Consider the following 18628-nt stretch of genomic DNA (forward strand, 5'->3'; position numbering starts at 1 on the left):
TATGTCCGGGCTTGCCGTTACCCGATACGGCGACCCGACCGCCGGCGGTCCACGCGCAATTCACCGACTCTCGCTCGACTCCGAAACTGAACGCACGACAAAGAATTGCGATCCGTCCGTTTCGGGCTTTTGTTCCGTCCGGAAATTGTGCAGCCGATTCGCACCACCGAGTCGACCATTCTTCGGATCGGCCGAAATGCAGTCTTCCACGGATCCGGCACACGAAGCCTTTCGTTCCCCGGTGGAGGGTCGGAGCAGCAGACGCACGTCACTACAGCGTCGGGCGCCACGTATGCAGGCTGAACGACTGCACATATGAATAGATATTCAATTCACGGACGACGACAACGACCGCTGTTCCTATATCTGGAGGTTCGCCGGGTGTTGCCGCGCTTATCGGTCTCGGCGTCGGCGCTGCCCGCGTCCGATGAAAAAACCAAAGGCCGAACTTCATTGCGGCTCTGGCGTATCGTCCGAGACAGCGAGCTCCGGCTCGTCGCCGGGAGATGCTCATCGAATCGGAACCTACGGCATTGCGGGAGCAGAAAATGGATTTGACTCCACGAGAAATCGAAAAGCTTTACGTGTACCAGGTTGCAGAACTTGCACGCCGCCGACGCGAACGTGGCACGAAGCTCAACGCCAGCGAGGCGACCGCGCTCATCAGCGAGGCGATCCTGGAAGGCGCTCGCGACGGACGCTCGGTTGCGGAAGTCATGGAACTGGGAAGAACGATCGTCGCGGAGAAGGACTGCATGGGGGGCGTGCGGGAACGCCTGCCGCTCTTGCAGGTCGAAGCGACGTTCGTCGATGGGAGCAAGCTGGTCTCCTGCCACGACCCGATCGGGAACTGACGTGGCCGAACCCGCCGGGAAAGACACCACCACGATTCTGGTCGCGGGCCACGAAAGCGCCGAGGGCGCGGACGTGCGATACCTCGAACAGGCTCGCAACCGGTGGTTCGTCACCCCGATCGGCCGGCCGCTCCACAATCTGCTCACCCGCCATCTGGCGTCCGGAGACGGCCCGATCGTGGTCGTTCCCATGACGATGGGGCGTAATCCGACCTTGGTGGCCGACACCGCCAAGACGGTGCGGTGGCTGGCAGCGAGCGCGCCGGAACGTCTCGCGCTGGCGGCGCCGTTCGGCAGCCCCGACCATCTGATCTCGTGGCTGCGCCTGGCGGCCACGGGTATTCGGAGCCGCTCGTCCGACGCCGCGATGGTGATCCAGGCCCCTTCCTCCGACCCTTTCGACGAGGCGGAACTGCACCGCGTCGCGCACCTCGTGCGCACCCACGGAGCAGGCAACGTAGTGGAGGTTGCCACGACACACACCGACGACGATCTTGTCGACGTTCTGCAACGGCTGCGACGGCTCGGCAACCCGCACGCCGTAGTCGTTCCGGCAGGCTTTCGCCGGGAGTCCCCTGTTCCTTTGGACGACAGCAGGTTTACCGGCTGTGAGTTCTACGGACCGTTGATGAGCGAACAGGCAGCGATCCGCATCATCGATGCGCGCATCCGCGACGCAGTGCACGAACTCGCCCACGGCCGTACCGGAGTCGAGTCCGGCCTGATGGCGGACCACGGCCACGGCTACGCCCATTCGCACGCTTTCGACGACTCGCCGGACAGCGCGCACGGCCACGGACACGGACACGGACACGAGCACGCAGATCGGAGCCGTCCCGGCGACGATCCCGGCACCGAACACAGCCACCGACACCCCGCTACCGCGTCTTCACACTGACCGGCAGATCGACCCGACGGCGCGCTGCAACACGCAACCGCTCCGCGAGGAAGGAATCATCATGGTAGCCAAGCCCACATACGACCACAGCGAAGCCGACATCGAGATCAACGCGGGGCGGCGCAGCGTCACCCTGCAGGTGAGCAACACCGGAGATCGTGCAATCCAGATCGGGTCCCATTTCCATTTCTTCGAGGTCAATAAGGCGCTGCTGTTCGATCGTGAACTCGCCTACGGAATGCACCTGGATCTGCCTTCCGGGCTGGGGGTGCGCGTCGAGGCCGGCGACACCCGTGAAGTGACCCTCGTCGCGTACGCCGGCAACCGCCACGTCATCGGCTTCAACAACCTCGTCGACGGCGGTCTGGACTCCGAGGGCACAAAGATCCGTGCCATGGCGCTCATGAAGGAACTCGAGTACCAGGACGGCACACCCAAGGCGCGAGAGAGCTCGAGCACCTCGAAGAAGAAGAAGGGCGCAAAGTAATGGCAATCATCTCGCGCAAGCAGTACACGGACCTCTTCGGACCCACGACGGGTGACCGAGTCACCCTCGCCGACACGAACCTCGTCATCGAGATCGAAAAAGACTTCAACGAGGGCAACTACGGCGACGAGATCGTCTACGGCGGCGGCAAGACGGCACGCGACGGAATGGGTGCCGACCCCCAGGGAACCGATGCCCAGGGAGTGCTGGACCTCGTCATCACGAACGCCATCATCCTCGATCCGGTGCTCGGCGTCCTCAAGGGCGATATCGGCGTGCGGGACGGGAAGATCGCCGGTGTCGGCAAATCCGGCAACCCGCATCTTCAGAAGGGCGTCGATCCCCGACTCGTCGTCGGGCCGGGTACCGAACTCCTCGCCGGCGAACATTGCATCGCGACGGCCGGCGGCTTCGACTCCCACGTGCACTACATTTCCCCGCAGCAGGGCGTGACGGCCCTGGCGAACGGAATCACCACCTTGTTCGGTGGCGGCACCGGACCGACGGACGGCACCAACGGTGTCACCACCACCCCCGGCGTCTGGAACCTCCACCGGATGCTCGAATCCGCTGAAGCGATGCCGGTCAACATGGGCTTCCTCGGAAAGGGGAACGGATCCCTGCCGGAGGCGCTCTGTGAGCAGATCGAAGCCGGCGCGGCAGGTCTGAAGGTGCACGAGGACTACGGCGCCACACCGGCCGCGATCAGCAACGCACTCGACGTCGCCGACCGCTACGACATCCAGATCTCCGTACACACCGACACCCTCAACGAGTCGGGCTTCGTCGAGAACACTCTGGACGCGATCGACGGCCGGACGATCCACACGTTCCACAGCGAGGGCGCCGGCGGCGGACACGCACCCGACCTCATCAAGGTCACGGGTCACCCGAACGTGCTGCCGTCCTCCACCAACCCGACGCTCCCCTACACGGCCAATTCGGTGGATGAACTGCTCGACATGGTGATGGTGTGCCACCACCTGTCGCACGACATCCCGGAAGACGTCGCATTTGCGGACTCTCGCGTGCGTGCCGAGACGATCTCCGCCGAAACGGTGTTCCACGACGAAGGCATCATCTCGATGGTGTCCTCCGATTCACAGGCCATGGGCCGTATCGGCGAGTCCTTCATGCGTGCGTTCCAGATCGCACACCACTGCAAGGACAAGCGCGGCAAGCTGCCGGAGGACTCACCGGACAACGACAACTTCCGCGTGCTGCGCTACCTGGCGAAAATCACCATCAACCCCGCGATCACCCAGGGCGTCTCGGACTACATCGGGTCGCTCGAAGAAGGGAAGATGGCCGACATCGTGCTGTGGCCGACGACGTCGTTCGCCGCCAAGCCCAAGGTGATCGTCAAAGGCGGCCTGATCAACTGGGGTCTGATGGGTGAACCGAACGCGTCGCTGCCCACGCCGCAGCCGGTGTACTACCGCCCGATGTTCGGTGCGCAGGGCAAGGCATTGCAGTCCACGAGAGCCACGTTCATGTCGAAGGCGGCGATCGCGAACGGTGTGCCCGAAAAGCTGGGGCTGGAGAGTCAGGTGCTGCCGGTGAAGAGGTGCCGCAACATCGGAAAGCAGCACATGGTGCGCAACACCGCCACCCCGGTCGTCGAAGTCGATCCCGAGACCTACGACGTCACGTACGACGGAAAACCGGCGGCGATCGATCCTGCGCAGACCCTCCCGCTCACACAGATGTTCTTCCTGGCCTGAGGGGACACGGTGACGTCCGATATTCGCCAGTTGCTGACGAGTCTGCAGTTCTCGGACTCGGCGTTCCCGAGCGGCTTCTACACCATGTCGCACGGACTGGAGGGTTACAGTCAGGCCCGCCTCGTCGACCCCGGTGAGGTGCAGGACCTGTTGTGTTCGTTGCTCGTCCACACGGTCGGGCCCGGGGACGCGACAGCCCTCGCCGCCGCACATCGGGCGGCGGGGGCGGGTGACTGGGACCTCGTCGAGGAAATCGATCACCGCCTGTTCGCGTCCAAGCTGAATGCCGAGATGCGACGGGCGTCCGTACGCAGCGGTCACCAGCTCGCGGATCTTGCCGACGTGGTGCTCGGCAGCGATGCGCTGGACGAGTACCAACGGCGAGTGAAGGCGCGGGCCACGCCGGGATGCCAGCCGGTGGTGTCCGCTCTCATCTACTCGGCGACCGGCGTCGGAACGCGCATCGCGGTGGCCTCCGACCTCTCCGCATTCGCGGTGAGTTTCGTGGGCGCCGCGCTGCGCCTCCGGCTGACCGATCACCGGCAGGCGCAGGTGATTCTGCACGCCGTCGGCCCGGTCATCGAGCAGGTGGCACACGATGCCGCCGAACGTGACGTTCACGATCTCGGAGGCTTCGCACCGATGGCCGACATCATGTCCGCACAGCACGAACGGGCCGAGGCGCGCCTGTTCGCCAGTTGACCGCGCATACCGAAGAGCGGCCGGCCGAAGTGCCGGCCCCGTGAAGATCCGAGGGGAACGAAAAACTATGGGTGACAATGCATTGAGGATCGGTATCGGGGGACCGGTGGGATCGGGGAAGACGGCACTGACCGAAGCGCTCGTGCCCCTGCTCATCGCAGCCGGACGCACTCCGGGTGTCATCACGAACGACATTTACACCCAGGAGGACGCACAGCACGTCCGGCGCGAACTCGACGGGGTGCTCGACCCCGAGCGAGTGGTCGGCGTCGAGACCGGCGCGTGCCCGCACACGGCCGTGCGCGACGACCCGACGATGAATCTCGCCGTCGGAGAGGAATTGCTGCAGCGATTCCCGGATATCGACACGCTGATCTACGAATCCGGTGGGGACAATCTCACTCTCACGTTCTCGCCCTCGCTGGCCGACGTCTTCGTGTTCGTCCTCGACACGGCGGAAGGTGAGAAGATGCCGCGTAAGCGGGGTCCGGGCATCACCGACAGCGACATCCTGGTGATCAACAAGATCGATATCGCACAGTATGTCCGGACGGATCTCGGCGTGATGGAGAGTGACGCCATCCGGGTACGCGATGGCGCCCCCGTCGTCCTCACCAACTCGCTCACCGGCGAAGGCTTGGACGTACTCCTCGACCAGATCTTGTCGTTGTGGAACGACGCACGGACCGAACTCGTCTGATGACGGCCGACATCTCGACGGGCAGGGCCCTCGATCCCGGGGCGGATCCGAACGCGCCCCGGGGCTTGGCACCCGTGAGCCCGTTACCCGTCCGCCCGGTGCACCCCGGTGGATATCGGCTCCAGCCTGACTACTTCGAGCCCGTCCGGGTGCCGGCCGAAGTACTCCGGTATGCGGGCGGTGACTCGCCTCTCCCGGTCGGGAGCCCGGGCAAGGTCGGTATCCTCCAACTCGGTTTCGAGCACAACCAGGACCGGGACCGCACCGAACTCGTGCAGCACTATCAGAAGTCACCGCTGCAGATCATGCGCCCGCTGTACTTCGATCCGTTGCGCCCCGATGTTCCGTACACGTACGTGATGTCCTCGGGCGGCGGCATTCTCCAGGCGGACCGGTTGCGCACCGATCTCACATTCGGGACAGGCACCTCGGCACATGTGACGACGCAGGCGCAAACCAGGGTGTATCGGATGGACTACGACTACGCGTCGTCCGTCACGAACGTCTCGGTGGGGGCCGGTGCGTACACCGAGTACCTGCCCGAACCCGTGGTTCCGTTCGCCGGATCGCGCTTCTACCAGCACACCTCGGTGACGCTCGACGAATCGGCCACGCTCCTTCTCGGGGAGACCGTGTATGCCGGACGGCTCGCCCGCGACGAGCGCCACAGGTACGAGGTCTACGCGTCCGACGTCGAAGTCCGGCGGCCCGGCGGTCGTCTCGTGGCACTCGACCGGGTCCGGCTGTGTCCCGGCGAGGATCACGATTCCGCCGCAGCACCGAGTCTCGGCGTCCTGGCCGACCACGACATCCTCGCGATGTTGTACGTGTTCACTCCGCTGGTGCCGGTCGCCGTGCTCGCGGATCTGCTCCACGACGCGCTGGCCGCCACTCTGCCGGACGGCTTGTTCGGTGTGAGTGCGCTGCCGAACGACGCTGGTGTCTGGATGCGCTTGGTCGCCAACGATCCTGTCACGGTGGCCCGCGCCACTCACGCGGCGGCGGGAGCGGCTCACGAAGCACTCACGGGGTTCGCCGCTCCGGCGATCCGCAAGATGTAGGGGCGCTCGACGGTCACCGATCCATACCGGATGCACGGCGAAGGAGCTGGACATGACTACGGGAACTGCACCGCAGGATTCCATGGCCTCACCGCGCTCCTGGCTGGTGGGGTTCGGCCACGGTCCGTCACAGATCTATTTCCAGGCGAACATCTACACCTCGCTGCTCATCATGGTGGCCTTCGTCGTCGCCAGCTGGCAGATGGCAGTGCTGGTGGCGATCGGCTGTGTGGCACAGACCTTTACCGGGTGGGTCATCCGTACGAAAGCGTCCGACCTGATCTTCGGTATGCAAGGTTTCTCCGGGGCCCTGGTCGGCGCTGCGACCTTTGCCACCCTCGGCAGCCAGTGGTTCTCGTACCCCATCGCACTCGTCGGCGGGGCGCTTGCCGCACCGGTCACGTGGCTGGTCAATGCACTGTTCATGCGGACACCGCTGAAGATCTACGGACTCCCGTCGACGACGGCACCGTTCTGCATCGTGGCGACGATCATCCATTTCGGTTTCGAACGCTGGTGGGTCGAATCGTCGTCGATGACCATCGACTCGACCACGGTGGCGTTCTTCCGGTCGTTGCTGACCAACGTCTCGGAAGTGGTTCTGGTCGACAATGTCTGGGCCGGTGCCCTCATCCTCATCGGCCTGTTCATTGCGAATTGGAAGGTCGGTCTGGCGGGTTTGCTCGGTAGTGTCGTCGGCACGCTGTGTGCCCTCGCACTGGGCGAGAGCCTCACCGAGACAGGAAACGGTCTGAGCGGGTATTCCGGTGTGCTCACCGCGATCGCGCTCTCCGTGACCTTCTTGAAGGAGAGTGTTGTCTCCTGGGTCCTCGCGCTGATCGGCACCGTCGTCACCGCAGTCGTCACCCTGTGGATGCACGACCTCGGGGTTCCCACCTACACGTGGCCGTACATTCTCACCACGTGGGTGTTCCTGGTGATCGCGCACTACATTCCCTCTGCCGAGCGTCCCTGACGACAGCACGCGCAACGAACCGCGTTCGGAGGAGCATCCACGACATGAGCCCCACCGGAGAAGCGGGACCCCTGTTCCCGGACCGCAATCTCGCCTTGGAACTGGTCCGTGTGACGGAAGCCGGCGCACTGGCATCCGGCCGGTGGGTCGGACGCGGCGACAAAGAAGGCGGGGACGGTGCGGCGGTCGACGCGATGCGCGTCATGTTGTCGACCGTGACCATGAGGGGCGTCGTCGTGATCGGCGAAGGCGAGAAGGACGAAGCACCGATGCTGTTCAACGGCGAGTTGGTCGGCGACGGCACGGGACCGGAGTGCGATTTCGCGGTCGACCCGGTCGAGGGCACCACCCTGATGGCCGCCGGCGCGCCGAATTCGCTGAGCGTCGTGGCGGTAGCCGAGCGCGGGGCCATGTTCGACCCCTCGTCGGTGTTCTACATGAACAAGATCGCCGTGGGCCCGGACGCGGCAGACGCCGTGGACATCACCGCTCCGGTCTCCGAGAACATCTCGCGCGTCGCCGCCGCGCTCGGCACGTCGGTCGCGGACCTGACCGTGGCCGTGCTCGACCGGCCGCGTCACACCGAACTGGTCGACCGGATCCGCCGGGCCGGCGCGCGGGTGCGGTTGCTGCCGGACGGGGACGTCGCCGCGGCCATTGCCGCTGCGCGTCCGACCTCCGGTATCGATATGGCGATGGGCATAGGCGGCACACCGGAAGGCATCCTCGCGGCAGCGGCGGTGCGGTGCCTGGGAGGAACGATTCAAGCGCAACTGACTCCCCGGGACGCCGGCGAACGCGGGCAGGTTCGGGCCGCGGGGCACGATACCGATCGGGTCCTCCACACGACGGACCTGGTCGGCGGCGCGAACGTGTTCTTCGCCGCCACGGGAGTCACCGACGGGCCGCTGTTGCGTGGAGTGCGGTACTTCGGCGGAAACCGCGCGGGCACTCAATCGATCGTGATGCGCAGCAAGTCCGGCACCGTCCGGATCATCGAGGCCGAGCACCGACTGGATTTTCCCGGTCCCCACAGCGAGGCCGCACGGACGTGAACCGGAGCAACGGACCGGGGCGCTCCCCCGGCGAACTCGGATTCAGATCGACGTGCCGATCCACAACCCGATTCCTGCGGCGGCGAGGGCCAGCACCAGCATCACCACACCGCTGATGAACGAATCCCCGTATCGGCGCTCCTTGATCAGTTGCACCGTCTCGTAACTCGCCGTACTGAATGTGGTGTATCCACCGAGGAATCCGGTTCCGATGACATAGCTGGCGTCGGTGGAGACGAGATGCTCGACCGTGAGTCCCGTGAGGAATCCCAGGACGAGCGATCCCGACACGTTGATGATGGTCGTCGCCCACGCGAACTTCGTCTTCATGTGTGCACGGATGAAACCGTCCAGGACGAAGCGCACGACTGCTCCGACCCCACCCGCGATACTCAGCGTGATGAAGATGAGCGGCGTCACGATGTCATCCCTCCCCCGGCGGGCGGCGTCATGCGCGCGTTGACGCTACTGGCAACCGCAATTCCCGCCCAGGTGGCGCACGCACCGACGATCAGTGTCCCGACCACGTACACCACGCCCTGCCAGATGTATCCGTCCCGGAAGAGCACCGCCGTGTCGGTCGCAAGCGAACTGTAAGTGGTGAAACCGCCGCAGAATCCGGTTCCCAGAAGGAGCTTCAGATTCTTCCCCGTGGGCTTCGCGCTGTCGATCCGGGTGACGGCTTCGTACAGATAGCCGAGGAGAAATGCACCGACGATGTTCACGACGGCGATCGCGATCGGGACTTCGCCGAGTTTCGGGATAGCCAGCGAAACGCCTTCGCGGCTGCCGGCCCCGAACAGGCCTCCGATCGCTACCAGTCCGATCGAGGCCCATTGCAGATAGGCGGGCCGCCCGTTACTCATTCCCGCTCTCCCGCATGTCGGGTGCGCGAGGACTTCGGCCGAAGATCCATCCTCCCATGCTAACCGAGCGAGCCGGGTACCACGGCGCTTTGCCTACGTGCTCCGGGCGACCGCGTCGAACCGATCGATGTCCTCACGACGGCATACGCGGCTTCCGGCGGTCAACAGCGCTGCGGTGCCGCACGCGACACCCAGCGCCAGAGCGTCGCGCAGCGTGCGTTCCTGCAGTAGTCCGACGACGAGTCCGGCGACCATGCTGTCACCGGCACCCACGGCGCTCCGTACCTCCACCTCCAGCGCGGGCACCTCGACGGCGTCGTCGGCGGTGACCATGATCGCGCCGTCGGGGCCCAGCGACACCACCACAATCTCTGCGACCCCGCGCTCGACCAGTTCGCGCGAGGCCTCGATCCGGTCGTCCGTGCCGGGCAGGTCACGGCCGACCCACTCGCACAGTTCGCCCAGCGACGGCTTGACGAGGAACACCCCGGACTCGATGCTCGCCAGAGCCTCTCCCGACGAGTCGAGCACGAAGCGCGCCCCGGCGGCGTGGGCGACTTCCGCGACCCGGTGGACGAACGCCCCGGAGACGCCGGGCGGGAAGCTGCCGCTGGCCACGAGATACTGTGCGCCCCGGGCTGCTTCGGTGAGCACCGCCAGGCAACGCTCCTGTTCGTCGCGAGTCAGGTCCGGCCCCGGTGTGACGAACCGGTATTCGAGCCCGGTCTTGCGGTCGATCGCGGTGAAGCATTCGCGGGTGTCGTCGACGATGGGCACGACATACGCGTCGACGTGGTCGTCGTCGAGCAGCCCGCTCATCTGCCGGCCCCGTGCGCCACCTACCGGGAACACCGCTCCCGCCGACGCACCGAGCACACGCGCGACCTTGGCGACGTTGATGCCTCCACCCCCCGCGTCGTAGAACGGCTCCTCGCACCGGAGCTTGCGGGTGGGTACGACTTCCTCGGCGAAGGTGGTGACATCGAGGGCCGGATTCATGGTCAGGGTGACGATATCGGGCATACCAAAACCCTAGCCGTGCGACAGGACACCCGACGGGTCCGGCAGAGTCCTCGTACGTGTTGTCCCGTCGGGATGTCTCAGTCGCGCGGTTTGCGCAGAGCCGCCATGAACATCCCGTCCGTGCCGTGCCGGTGCGTCCACAACTGCACACCCGGTCCGTCACCGAGTTTCGGCACACCCGGGAGGAGTTCCCTCGTGTCGAGTTGTTCGACCCCGTACCGGCGGACCGCGTCGGACACCACCCCGACGGTCTCCGAGACGTGCGGCGAGCAGGTGGAATACAACACCACGCCACCGGGACGCAGCAGACCGATCGCCGCGCCGAGAAGCTCTTTCTGCAGTTTGACGAGGTCGGCCACATCTTCGGGCCTACGGCGCCAGCGCGACTCGGGCCGGCGGCGCAGCGACCCGAGTCCGGTGCAGGGTGCATCGACCAGGATCCGGTCGTACCCGGGCTCGAGACCCGAGTCGCGGCCGTCCGCGACATGCACGACCACCGGGAGATCACGCGCGGTCTTGCGGACCAGGTCGGCACGGTGCTCGACGGGTTCGACCGCATCCACCGAGAATCCGTCCAGCGCGGCGAGAGCGCCGAGCAGTGCCGCCTTGCCACCGGGTCCGGCGCACAGATCGAGCCAGCGCCCCGTGTCCTCGCCGAGCAGCGGAGCCAGCGTGAGCGCTCGCGCGACGAGCTGGCTGCCTTCGTCCTGCACCGCGGCCATGCCCTCGCGGACCGGCTCGAGCCGACCGGGATCGCCGTGTTCGATGTGCACCGCGTACGGCGACCACGGACCGATCTCGCCGCCGGTCACGAGTGCAAGCTCCTCAGCGGTGATCACACCGGGCCGGGCGACAAGATGCACGATCGGACGGGCGTCGTCGGCCGCGAGCACGTCGGCGAGTTCCCCTGCGTCGGCACCGAGGGAATGCACGAATGCCTGGGCGATCCACAGCGGGTGCGCGTACCGGAACGCCAGGTGCCCCACCGGGTCGCGCTCGGGGTCGGGTGCGAGCAGGTCGATCCACTCGTCCTCGGTTCGTTCCCCCACTCGCCTCAGCACGGCATTGACGAATCCTGCTCGGCCCGAACCGAATTCGGTGCGGACGAGGTCGACGCTGGTCGCCACGGCGGCGTGCGGGGCGACCCTGGTCCGTAACAACTGATAGGTGCCCAGCCGCAGCACGTCGAGCAGCGCGCCGTCGATCTCGTCGACGGGACGGTTGGCGGCATCGGCGATGACGGCGTCGAGCAGTCCCTGCGCGCGTGCCGCCCCGTAGGTGAGTTCGGTGGCCAGCGCCGCGTCACGAGAGTCCAGTTTGCGTTCGCGAAGGAGGGCCGGCAGCACCAGATTGGCGTAGGCATCGCGCTCGCGGACCGCGCGCAGTACGTCCCGCGCCGCGGTGCGAGCCGGATCCACCGCCGACTGGGTGGGACGGCGAGTCTGCCGTGGGGCGGTGTTGCGCCCGGTATGTCCGCCCGGCTTCTGCCCTGAACGCCGGGCCGGTTTGCGAGCTTCACTCATTGCGCACGTACTTTCGAGTCGAGTCGGGCGCCGCGCGCCCAATCTGCTGCTGCCATCGGTTTCTTGCCGGGGGGCTGAACGGTGCCGAGCCGCACCGCGGTGGACCCTGTCCCGACGAGCAGGCCGTTCTTGAGGACCGCGAGTTCGCCGGGGTCGAGCGTCTCGTCGACGGGGGTCACCGGCCCGAGCTTGACTCGCAGGTCGCCGATCATGGTCCACGCGCCCGGCGCCGGGGTGACCGCGCGGACGTGGCGGTCGACCACGTGCGCAGGCCGCGTCCAGTCGACCCGTGCGGCGTCCACGGTGACCTTCGGGGCGTGGGAAACACCCTCGGCGGGTTGCGGCGCCGGAACGAGGATGCCGTCCTCGAGACCGTCGAGCGTCGATTCGAGCAGCGTTGCACCGGCCTCCGCGAGACGACCCAGCAGATCACCGGCGGTGTCGGTGGGCCGGATCATCTCGGTCACCACGCCGTACACCGGGCCCGTGTCGAGACCGGCTTCGAGCCGGAACGTGCTGGCTCCGGTGATCTCGTCACCCGCGGCGATCGCGGCTTGCACCGGTGCTGCTCCGCGCCATGCGGGGAGCAGAGAGAAGTGCAGGTTCACCCAGCCGTACCGGGGGATCTCCAGCACGGCGGGCGGGATCAACGCTCCGTATGCGACGACGGGGCAGCAATCGGGCTGGAGTTCGGTGAGACGGGCGATGAATTCGGGGTCGCGAGGTGCCTGCGGAGCAAGCACCTCGATACCGTGCTCGTCGGCGACCTGCCCCACTTCGGATCGGACCGCCTTCCGGCCGCGACCGGCGGTGGTGTCGGGCCGCGTCACGACCGCGACGACCTCGTGGCGGGGCGAGGCGATGAGCCGCCGCAGTGCCGGCACCGCGGGGCCGGGAGTACCTGCGAACACCACCCGCATGTCAGAGCACCGCCGGTGCGGGTGGGCGCACTGCGATGCGGAAGCTAACCGGCGGGTGTGTCACGAATACTGCTCCAGGGTTCGGCGACGATGGCTCCCCCATTCTAGGGAGTCGGTCGCCCACACCGACACGGTGTCGCCACCACGGCCCAGTAGTCTCGCCGGGTATGCAGCAACGACGCCTCACCACCGGCCCTCTCCTCGACGACGGCGGAACGCTCATCGAGACCGGATGGAGCGCGAGCGAGGAACGTCGGTACGACCGCCGGAAGGTCGCGGCGTCCGGTCTGCGCGTCAAGGAATGGGACTACTACTGCGTCCTGTCCGACGGCGATTCCGGCCCCTACGGCATCGCTCTGACCGTGGCCGACAACGGCTACATGGGTCTGCTCGGCGTCAGTTGGCTCGACCTCGCCGGGCCGGCAGACGTCACGGAGAACACGATGATCCCCTTTCCGCGCGGCCGTCTGGGCTTGCCGGCGAGCGCCGACTCGGGCGATGTGGTGGTTCGCCGCGGCGACGTGCACATCGAGTATCGGAACGAGGGACAGGCACGACGGCTGATCGTCGACCATCCCGGGTTCGGCGGAGGCCGCGGGCTGTCGGGTGAGCTGGTGCTGACTCAGCCGCCGATGGACCGGATGGTGATCGCCACCCCGTTCCCGTCCAGCCCGAAGGCCTTCTACTACAACCAGAAGATCAACTGCCTGCCCGCCCGGGGCAGCGTGACGGTCGACGGCCGCGAGCACCTGTTCGACCCCGCGACAGCGTTCGGCGTATTCGACTGGGGCCGGGGAGTCTGGACCTACGACAACACCTGGTACTGGGGTTCGGCGTCCGGCCTGCACGACGGACTGCCCTTCGGCTTCAACATCGGCTACGGGTTCGGGGACACCGGCGCGGCGAGCGAGAACGTGGTCTTCCATGACGGTGTGGCCCACAAACTCGACCGCGTGCAGTTCCACCTGCCGGTCGGCACGTACGACGGTGCGCCGTGGCGATTCACCAGCAACGACCACCGTTTCGAGATGGAGTTCGTGCCGATTCACGATCGGGCCGCGGACGTGAACGCTCTCGTTCTCCGTTCGACCCAGCATCAGGTGTTCGGCCGCTACACCGGCTTCGTCGTCCTCGACGGCGGTAGCCGGCTCGAGATCGAGAACCTCCTCGGTTTCGCGGAAAAGGTGCGCAACCGCTGGTGACCGGTCGATGCCGACCGTTTCCGCGGTGACCGGTGCGCTCAGAAGTTGGCCTGGCGGACGACCTCCGGGATTCCGGTTCCCAGCGCAACCCGGGTGCACGTGCCCAGTGCGACTCGATCGGGATCGAGGGCATGCCGGATCAGTTGCAACGTGAATTCGTCGTAGACCATGTTGAAGTGGCCGGTCCGATTCTGTGGACACAGATCCTGGACGACGAGATTGACCGCACCTTCTCCGCGCAACGCAACGTTGTCGGCGGGTTGGATCACTTCGTCGAACCGGGTTCCGATGGTGGTGTACTGCACGCCGGGAACGGTGTCGCTCGGCGCGTTCAATTCGGTGAGCAGTACCGAACCTTGGATTTGCTCCGCAAGCGCCACCGAGAATTCGCCCTCGAGGAAGTCGGTTGCGCCGGGTAACGCGGCGATCGCGGTCGCGAGACCGTAGAAGGTGCCGCCGTAGCTGGGAGACGCCACCCCGACCCAGCGGTCGACCACCTGGGCGCCTCCGAGTTTGTTGATGTAATAGCGGGTGACGACCGCGCCTTGCGAATACCCGACGACGTCGACTTCGGTAGCTCCGGTCTCGGCCCGGACCCGCTCCACGAACTCGCCGAATTGTGCTGCGGACACCCGGATCTCACCCGTGCCGTACGACTCGGCCCCGGCCGCCAAACCGTAGTTCACCGCGAAGACGCACCGCCCGGATGCAGCGAGAAGGGGTGTGAGTGCGGCGAAGTCGGAGTAGCTGTTGGAGTCGGTCCCGTGCGCAAGCACCACCGGCCGGGGGTTCTCCGGCGAGAGCACACACGAGAAGTCGTTCGTCTGCGGCGGCACCGCGCCGGGATTGTTCTCCGCGTATTCGGCAGCCTCCGCGTGGGTTACCGCCGGCGGCCCCGGCACCACGGGCACAGAGGATGAGGACCCCGTCACCCCGACGAGCGGTTGCGCACCCGCCACTCCCGCCGTGAACGCGGCAACGCACAGAGCCGCGAGCCCGGCCGACCACACTCGTCGGACCACCATGTGGCGCCTCCTGTCGCAACGCGGTCGTGCCACGTCATCGAAACAAGGGTTCGATCACAAACGACTCCAACTGTATCTGTTAAAGATACTAAGCCCGCCGATGATCATCGCGCTGTCACTTGAACGAGGGACAGTTTCCCGAGCCGGAACACGAGCGAACGAGCACAACAGAACCGGCCCCTCCCGTCGACGAGAAGTCGACGGGAGAGGCCGGAAAGCTGCTGTAACTATTGGGCTGTCGGCACCACCGGGTGCCGGTAACCACCGGGCTCCTGTAACTACCGGATCGGCGTGCTGCGACCTACGAGAGCCTCAGCCTTCGCAGAAGGCCTCTGCCACAGCGGGAGGAAGCCCGTCGAGCAGTTGCTGGGCGGGTACGGCGAGGACCGGGTCGTCCGCGAGCCAGCGTGCCGCCGCGCACTCGGTAAGGCGGTAACCGGACTCCGGTGCGGCAGGCCCGCCGTCGGTGAACGCGCCCAGGACGTGCTCCGAAAGCTGCGCGGCCGACCCGTATGTCGAGGCGCCCACCGAGAAGTCCGGCCCGAACGATGCCGAGGCATTGAACGAGCGATCGTCGCTCCATCCCCACTTCGTTCCGATGACACCCGCCAGCAGCGCGGTGCCGTAGTTCTGCGCGTACCCGTCGGCGGCCGTCCCGTATGCCGATGCCATGGCGGCGAGTACCGGCGAATTCGGATCGGTGCGCTTCTTCGTTTCGAGATAGGTGACCATGTCGTGAGTCGACGTTCCGTTGCCCCAGTAACCGGGCACGTAGGTATCGGTGAGCCCGAACTCTTCTACCGTCGTCGAGATCGCCTGGGGGTACTTCGCATGAAGCCGGTTGGCGATCGCGTCGTTCGACGCGCGGATCATCTCCGTGGCGTCGGCATGGTCGGCGGCGTCGCCGTACCGGAAGACGTACTCGGCCAGATACAACTTGACGATCGAGACCCCGGCACGGGATTCGTGTTCGTTGGCGGTGCCCGCGCGGAACCCGGTCGGCGAATGCGCAAACGAGATCTGCGTGCTGCTCGGCGCCACGATCGCCCCGTTGTCGTCGAGAACGGGTGCCGGTGCCGCGGCGGCGATCCCGCTGCCGGAAACAGCGAGTGCGGTCAGGGCGGCGACGGTGAGGCCTGAGCAAGAGGGCGCATGGCAAGCGATCGTAGTTGCCCGGCACCGTTCGTGTGCGGTGACAGCGATGAGTTCTCGCTGTTGCGCCGGTCACACCGTGTGAGAGGCCGGACCACGAGGAGAAACATGATCATCGTCGCTGGACACATCGTCGTCGACCCGAGCGCACGCGGGAGCTACCTCGCGGGATGCGCCGATGTCGTGGAACAGGCGCGCCTCGCCCCCGGGTGCCTCGAATTCTCTGTCACCGCAGACCTGATCGATCCGTCTCGCGTCGTGGTGTTCGAGCGGTGGGACTCCCCCTCCGCCGTCGAGCGCTTCCGTGGATCCGGACCCGACAGCGACGCAGCCGCATCCGTCGTGTCCGCATCGGTCGCGGAATACGCTGTGGCCGAGGTTCGCTCGCTCACCTGACCGTGGCGGGATCAACCGATACGCGGCGGGTCCACTTGAACACGTAAAGGGCCGTCCGCACGGCGCGCGGTCCGGGTCGCCTGCGCTTCCCGCAGCGCGGCGCCCAGGTCCCGGCCCCGATGCCGGGCGACCCGCACGATCATGCGGTGCACCTCCTCGGGTTCCGGGCCGTCCGAGCCGAACGGCAGTCGCTGTCCCGGAGGCAGCGGAACGGGTCCGAGCACTTCGGCTCCGTCGGGCAGACGGGTCGCCTCGAGAAGCTCCGCGACTGCGGCGGAGCCACCGTCGAGCGCAGCCATGTGCACGGCGGGAGGGAAGCCGACTTCGGTGCGTTCGGCGACCTCCTGCCTGGCGTGACCTACCGGATCCCACCGCACCAGTGCCTGCACGGTCGGAATCCCGGAGTCGGCGACCACCACCACCTGCCCACCGTCCGCGAACGGCCGCACCAGCGCCGACGCCGCCAGCCACCGCCGCATCGCCTCCTCGGCGGCTCTGAGGTCGGCACGCCCGAGCAGCGCCCACCCGTCCAGCAACAGCGCGGCACCGTATCCCCCGTCGGCGACGGGTTCCGCGCCGACCGTCGACACCACCAGTGCGGCACCTCCCGGCGCGGTGGCTTTGACCTCGCCGCCGCCCGACGTGATCACCGGTACCCCGGGAAACGCGCGCCCGAGTTCTTCGGCGGTGCGGCCGGCACCGACGACGACGGCCCGCAGCGAACGCGCACCACAGGCATGACACCGGTGGGTGGCGTCGGCGACCCCGCACCACTTGCACGCCGGTATCGCGGCACCGTCCGGCCCCGCCGCCGCCGGCAGCGCCAACGGGCCGTTGCACCGTCGGCACCGCGCCGGGGCGCGGCACTTACCGCAGGCGAGGGCCGGCACGTACCCGCGGCGCGGGACCTGCACGAGCACCGGATGTCCCGATCCGAGTGCTGCCCGCGCCGCCGCGAACGCGATCGCCGGCAATCTGGCGGCGCGCGCAGCGGGGTCACGCTCGATCGCCTGATCGCTGTCGGCGAGCGCGGTGATCTTCGGCGCCCACGCCCGGAGCACCTCGCGCGGGGCGAGCAGGTCGTGTGCCCAGCCCGAGTCGACGAGCGCCTGCGTCTCGGCGGTCCGCGCGTGCCCGGCAATGACGACGGCCGCGCCCACGGCGTGCGCCCGCAGCGCGGCGACTTCCCGGGTGTGCGGGTACGGCGACCGGGGCTCGGAATGCAGGTCGTCACCGTCGTCCCAGACGACGAGGAGCCCGAGGTCGGGTGTGGGTGCGAACACCGCGGCGCGGGTGCCCACCACGATCCGGGCCGAGCCGCGCAGAGCCGCCAGCCATCGGCGATACCGTTCGGCCGGACCGAGACCCGCGGTCAGTCCTACCACGTGTTCTGCGCCGGCGACGTGCACGCAGGCGGCGAGCACACGGTCGAGGTCGCGCTGGTCCGGAACCACCAGCACCGCCGCACGACCGGCCGCCGCCGTGAGCGCCGCGAGTTCCGCGAGGCGGGTCGGCCAGTCTTCCCCGGGAAGTGCCTGCCACGCCGCCCGAGGTGCGCGACCCGACGAGAGAGCTTCGAGGAAGTTCTCACCGTGCCGGTAACGCGCCCAGGGACCACGATCGAACGCCGGGACCGCCGGCGGATCGACCGGTCGCGGTTCTTCCGCTTCCACCCGGGCGTGACGCGGTGGTACGGCGAGCCGGAGTACGTCGGCGCGGGTACCGGCATAGCGGGTCGCCACTTCGTCGGCGAGCGCAGCGATCTCGGGCGTGAGAACAGGTTCGGCCGACACGACGCGGTCGAGCGCCCCGAGTTTGCCCGGGTGTTCGCTCGTCGCGGTGCGGGAGAGCAGAAACCCGTCGACGAGCCGGCCCGCGAAACGCACTCGGACGCGGACCCCCGGCCGGGCGTCCGCGTCGAGGTGGTGCGGGATGAGGTAGTCGAACTCCCGGTCCAGGTGCGGCACGGAGAGCAGCGGCAGAACGCGCCCTACCGGGTCGACCTCGGCAGCGCGTGTGTCGGCAGCGCGCTTGTCGGCAGCGCGTGTGGCGGCAGCCACCCGG

General features: G+C 67.2%; 19 protein-coding genes. 11 read left to right on the plus strand and 8 right to left on the minus strand.

The window, feature by feature from the left end:
- Positions 1-548: 548 nt before the first annotated feature.
- From ACFWBU_RS06085 to glpX, 9 genes are all read left to right on the plus strand, one after another.
- Positions 549-854, plus strand: a complete 306-nt coding sequence (locus ACFWBU_RS06085; protein ID WP_169621845.1) for an urease subunit gamma — start codon at positions 549-551, stop codon at positions 852-854.
- A gap of 1 nt (position 855) precedes the next feature.
- Positions 856-1752 carry a sirohydrochlorin chelatase gene (locus ACFWBU_RS06090; protein ID WP_378527803.1) on the plus strand — a complete coding sequence of 299 codons (897 nt, stop codon included), beginning with the start codon at positions 856-858 and terminating at the stop codon, positions 1750-1752.
- A 61-nt stretch (positions 1753-1813) separates the two neighbouring features.
- Positions 1814-2239, plus strand: a complete 426-nt coding sequence (gene ureB / locus ACFWBU_RS06095) for an urease subunit beta (RefSeq protein ID WP_169621843.1) — start codon at positions 1814-1816, stop codon at positions 2237-2239.
- Complete coding sequence (ureC, locus tag ACFWBU_RS06100) at positions 2239-3963, plus strand: urease subunit alpha (protein ID WP_378527804.1); 1725 nt, start codon at positions 2239-2241, stop codon at positions 3961-3963. Before ureB ends, ureC begins: the two co-directional genes overlap by 1 nt.
- Positions 3964-3972: 9 nt before the next feature.
- Positions 3973-4665 carry an urease accessory protein UreF gene (locus ACFWBU_RS06105; protein ID WP_378527805.1) on the plus strand — a complete coding sequence of 231 codons (693 nt, stop codon included), beginning with the start codon at positions 3973-3975 and terminating at the stop codon, positions 4663-4665.
- Positions 4666-4732: 67 nt separating this feature from the next.
- Complete coding sequence (gene ureG / locus ACFWBU_RS06110) at positions 4733-5365, plus strand: urease accessory protein UreG (RefSeq protein WP_378527806.1); 633 nt, start codon at positions 4733-4735, stop codon at positions 5363-5365.
- Complete coding sequence (locus ACFWBU_RS06115; RefSeq protein ID WP_378527807.1) at positions 5365-6426, plus strand: urease accessory protein UreD; 1062 nt, start codon at positions 5365-5367, stop codon at positions 6424-6426. Before ureG ends, ACFWBU_RS06115 begins: the two co-directional genes overlap by 1 nt.
- A gap of 52 nt (positions 6427-6478) precedes the next feature.
- Entirely contained in the window at positions 6479-7402 is a 924-nt protein-coding gene (locus ACFWBU_RS06120) for an urea transporter (protein ID WP_169652147.1), read from the plus strand.
- A 44-nt stretch (positions 7403-7446) separates the two neighbouring features.
- Entirely contained in the window at positions 7447-8457 is a 1011-nt protein-coding gene (gene glpX, locus ACFWBU_RS06125; protein WP_378527810.1) for a class II fructose-bisphosphatase, read from the plus strand.
- Positions 8458-8499: 42 nt separating this feature from the next.
- Here the strand turns inward: glpX and crcB are convergent, their stop codons facing one another.
- From crcB to fmt, 5 genes are all read right to left on the minus strand, one after another.
- Positions 8500-8877 (minus strand): fluoride efflux transporter CrcB, encoded by a 378-nt coding sequence (crcB, locus tag ACFWBU_RS06130; protein WP_169621833.1) that lies wholly within the window; start codon positions 8875-8877, stop codon positions 8500-8502.
- A complete protein-coding gene (locus ACFWBU_RS06135; protein WP_169652149.1) occupies positions 8874-9323 on the minus strand; it encodes a CrcB family protein in 450 nt (149 codons plus the stop codon). Before ACFWBU_RS06135 ends, crcB begins: the two co-directional genes overlap by 4 nt.
- 93 nt (positions 9324-9416) lie before the next feature.
- Complete coding sequence (locus ACFWBU_RS06140; protein WP_169621830.1) at positions 9417-10346, minus strand: 1-phosphofructokinase family hexose kinase; 930 nt, start codon at positions 10344-10346, stop codon at positions 9417-9419.
- A gap of 77 nt (positions 10347-10423) precedes the next feature.
- The gene (locus ACFWBU_RS06145) at positions 10424-11869 is read right to left on the minus strand and encodes an RsmB/NOP family class I SAM-dependent RNA methyltransferase (protein WP_169652150.1); all 1446 of its coding nucleotides are present in this window, start codon (positions 11867-11869) and stop codon (positions 10424-10426) included.
- Entirely contained in the window at positions 11866-12789 is a 924-nt protein-coding gene (gene fmt, locus ACFWBU_RS06150; RefSeq protein WP_169621827.1) for a methionyl-tRNA formyltransferase, read from the minus strand. Before fmt ends, ACFWBU_RS06145 begins: the two co-directional genes overlap by 4 nt.
- Positions 12790-12956: 167 nt before the next feature.
- Here fmt and ACFWBU_RS06155 point away from each other — a divergent pair, with 167 nt between their 5' ends.
- Entirely contained in the window at positions 12957-13991 is a 1035-nt protein-coding gene (locus tag ACFWBU_RS06155) for a DUF2804 domain-containing protein (RefSeq protein WP_378527812.1), read from the plus strand.
- A 38-nt stretch (positions 13992-14029) separates the two neighbouring features.
- Here ACFWBU_RS06155 and ACFWBU_RS06160 read toward each other — a convergent pair whose 3' ends face one another.
- Positions 14030-15016 (minus strand): esterase/lipase family protein, encoded by a 987-nt coding sequence (locus tag ACFWBU_RS06160; protein WP_378527813.1) that lies wholly within the window; start codon positions 15014-15016, stop codon positions 14030-14032.
- Between the two features lie 312 nt (positions 15017-15328).
- The gene (locus ACFWBU_RS06165) at positions 15329-16057 is read right to left on the minus strand and encodes a hypothetical protein (RefSeq protein WP_378527814.1); all 729 of its coding nucleotides are present in this window, start codon (positions 16055-16057) and stop codon (positions 15329-15331) included.
- A gap of 219 nt (positions 16058-16276) precedes the next feature.
- On the opposite strand from ACFWBU_RS06165, the gene ACFWBU_RS06170 reads away from it, so the two are divergent.
- Positions 16277-16564: a putative quinol monooxygenase gene (locus tag ACFWBU_RS06170; protein WP_169621823.1), complete on the plus strand. Its 288-nt coding sequence runs from the start codon at positions 16277-16279 to the stop codon at positions 16562-16564.
- Positions 16565-16575: 11 nt separating this feature from the next.
- Here ACFWBU_RS06170 and ACFWBU_RS06175 read toward each other — a convergent pair whose 3' ends face one another.
- Positions 16576-18624, minus strand: coding sequence for a primosomal protein N' (locus ACFWBU_RS06175; protein ID WP_169621821.1), 2049 nt, complete (start codon positions 18622-18624; stop codon positions 16576-16578).
- Positions 18625-18628 lie beyond the last annotated feature (4 nt).

This window comes from Rhodococcus sp. NPDC060084, from assembly GCF_042730335.1.
Lineage (GTDB): Bacteria > Actinomycetota > Actinomycetes > Mycobacteriales > Mycobacteriaceae > Rhodococcus.

What these genes read in the sequence shown, in the direction of transcription:
- ureB (WP_169621843.1), top strand. Translation starts at nt 1,814, where the DNA reads ATGGTAGCCAAGCCCACATACGACCACAGCGAAGCCGACATCGAGATC.
- ACFWBU_RS06115 (WP_378527807.1), top strand. Translation starts at nt 5,365, where the DNA reads ATGACGGCCGACATCTCGACGGGCAGGGCCCTCGATCCCGGGGCGGAT.
- glpX (WP_378527810.1), top strand. Translation starts at nt 7,447, where the DNA reads ATGAGCCCCACCGGAGAAGCGGGACCCCTGTTCCCGGACCGCAATCTC.
- ACFWBU_RS06170 (WP_169621823.1), top strand. Translation starts at nt 16,277, where the DNA reads ATGATCATCGTCGCTGGACACATCGTCGTCGACCCGAGCGCACGCGGG.
- ACFWBU_RS06140 (WP_169621830.1), bottom strand. Translation starts at nt 10,346, where the DNA reads ATGCCCGATATCGTCACCCTGACCATGAATCCGGCCCTCGATGTCACC.
- ACFWBU_RS06160 (WP_378527813.1), bottom strand. Translation starts at nt 15,016, where the DNA reads ATGGTGGTCCGACGAGTGTGGTCGGCCGGGCTCGCGGCTCTGTGCGTT.
- ACFWBU_RS06085 (WP_169621845.1), top strand. Translation starts at nt 549, where the DNA reads ATGGATTTGACTCCACGAGAAATCGAAAAGCTTTACGTGTACCAGGTT.
- ACFWBU_RS06145 (WP_169652150.1), bottom strand. Translation starts at nt 11,869, where the DNA reads ATGAGTGAAGCTCGCAAACCGGCCCGGCGTTCAGGGCAGAAGCCGGGC.
- ACFWBU_RS06120 (WP_169652147.1), top strand. Translation starts at nt 6,479, where the DNA reads ATGACTACGGGAACTGCACCGCAGGATTCCATGGCCTCACCGCGCTCC.
- ACFWBU_RS06155 (WP_378527812.1), top strand. Translation starts at nt 12,957, where the DNA reads ATGCAGCAACGACGCCTCACCACCGGCCCTCTCCTCGACGACGGCGGA.
- ureG (WP_378527806.1), top strand. Translation starts at nt 4,733, where the DNA reads ATGGGTGACAATGCATTGAGGATCGGTATCGGGGGACCGGTGGGATCG.
- fmt (WP_169621827.1), bottom strand. Translation starts at nt 12,789, where the DNA reads ATGCGGGTGGTGTTCGCAGGTACTCCCGGCCCCGCGGTGCCGGCACTG.
- ureC (WP_378527804.1), top strand. Translation starts at nt 2,239, where the DNA reads ATGGCAATCATCTCGCGCAAGCAGTACACGGACCTCTTCGGACCCACG.
- ACFWBU_RS06135 (WP_169652149.1), bottom strand. Translation starts at nt 9,323, where the DNA reads ATGAGTAACGGGCGGCCCGCCTATCTGCAATGGGCCTCGATCGGACTG.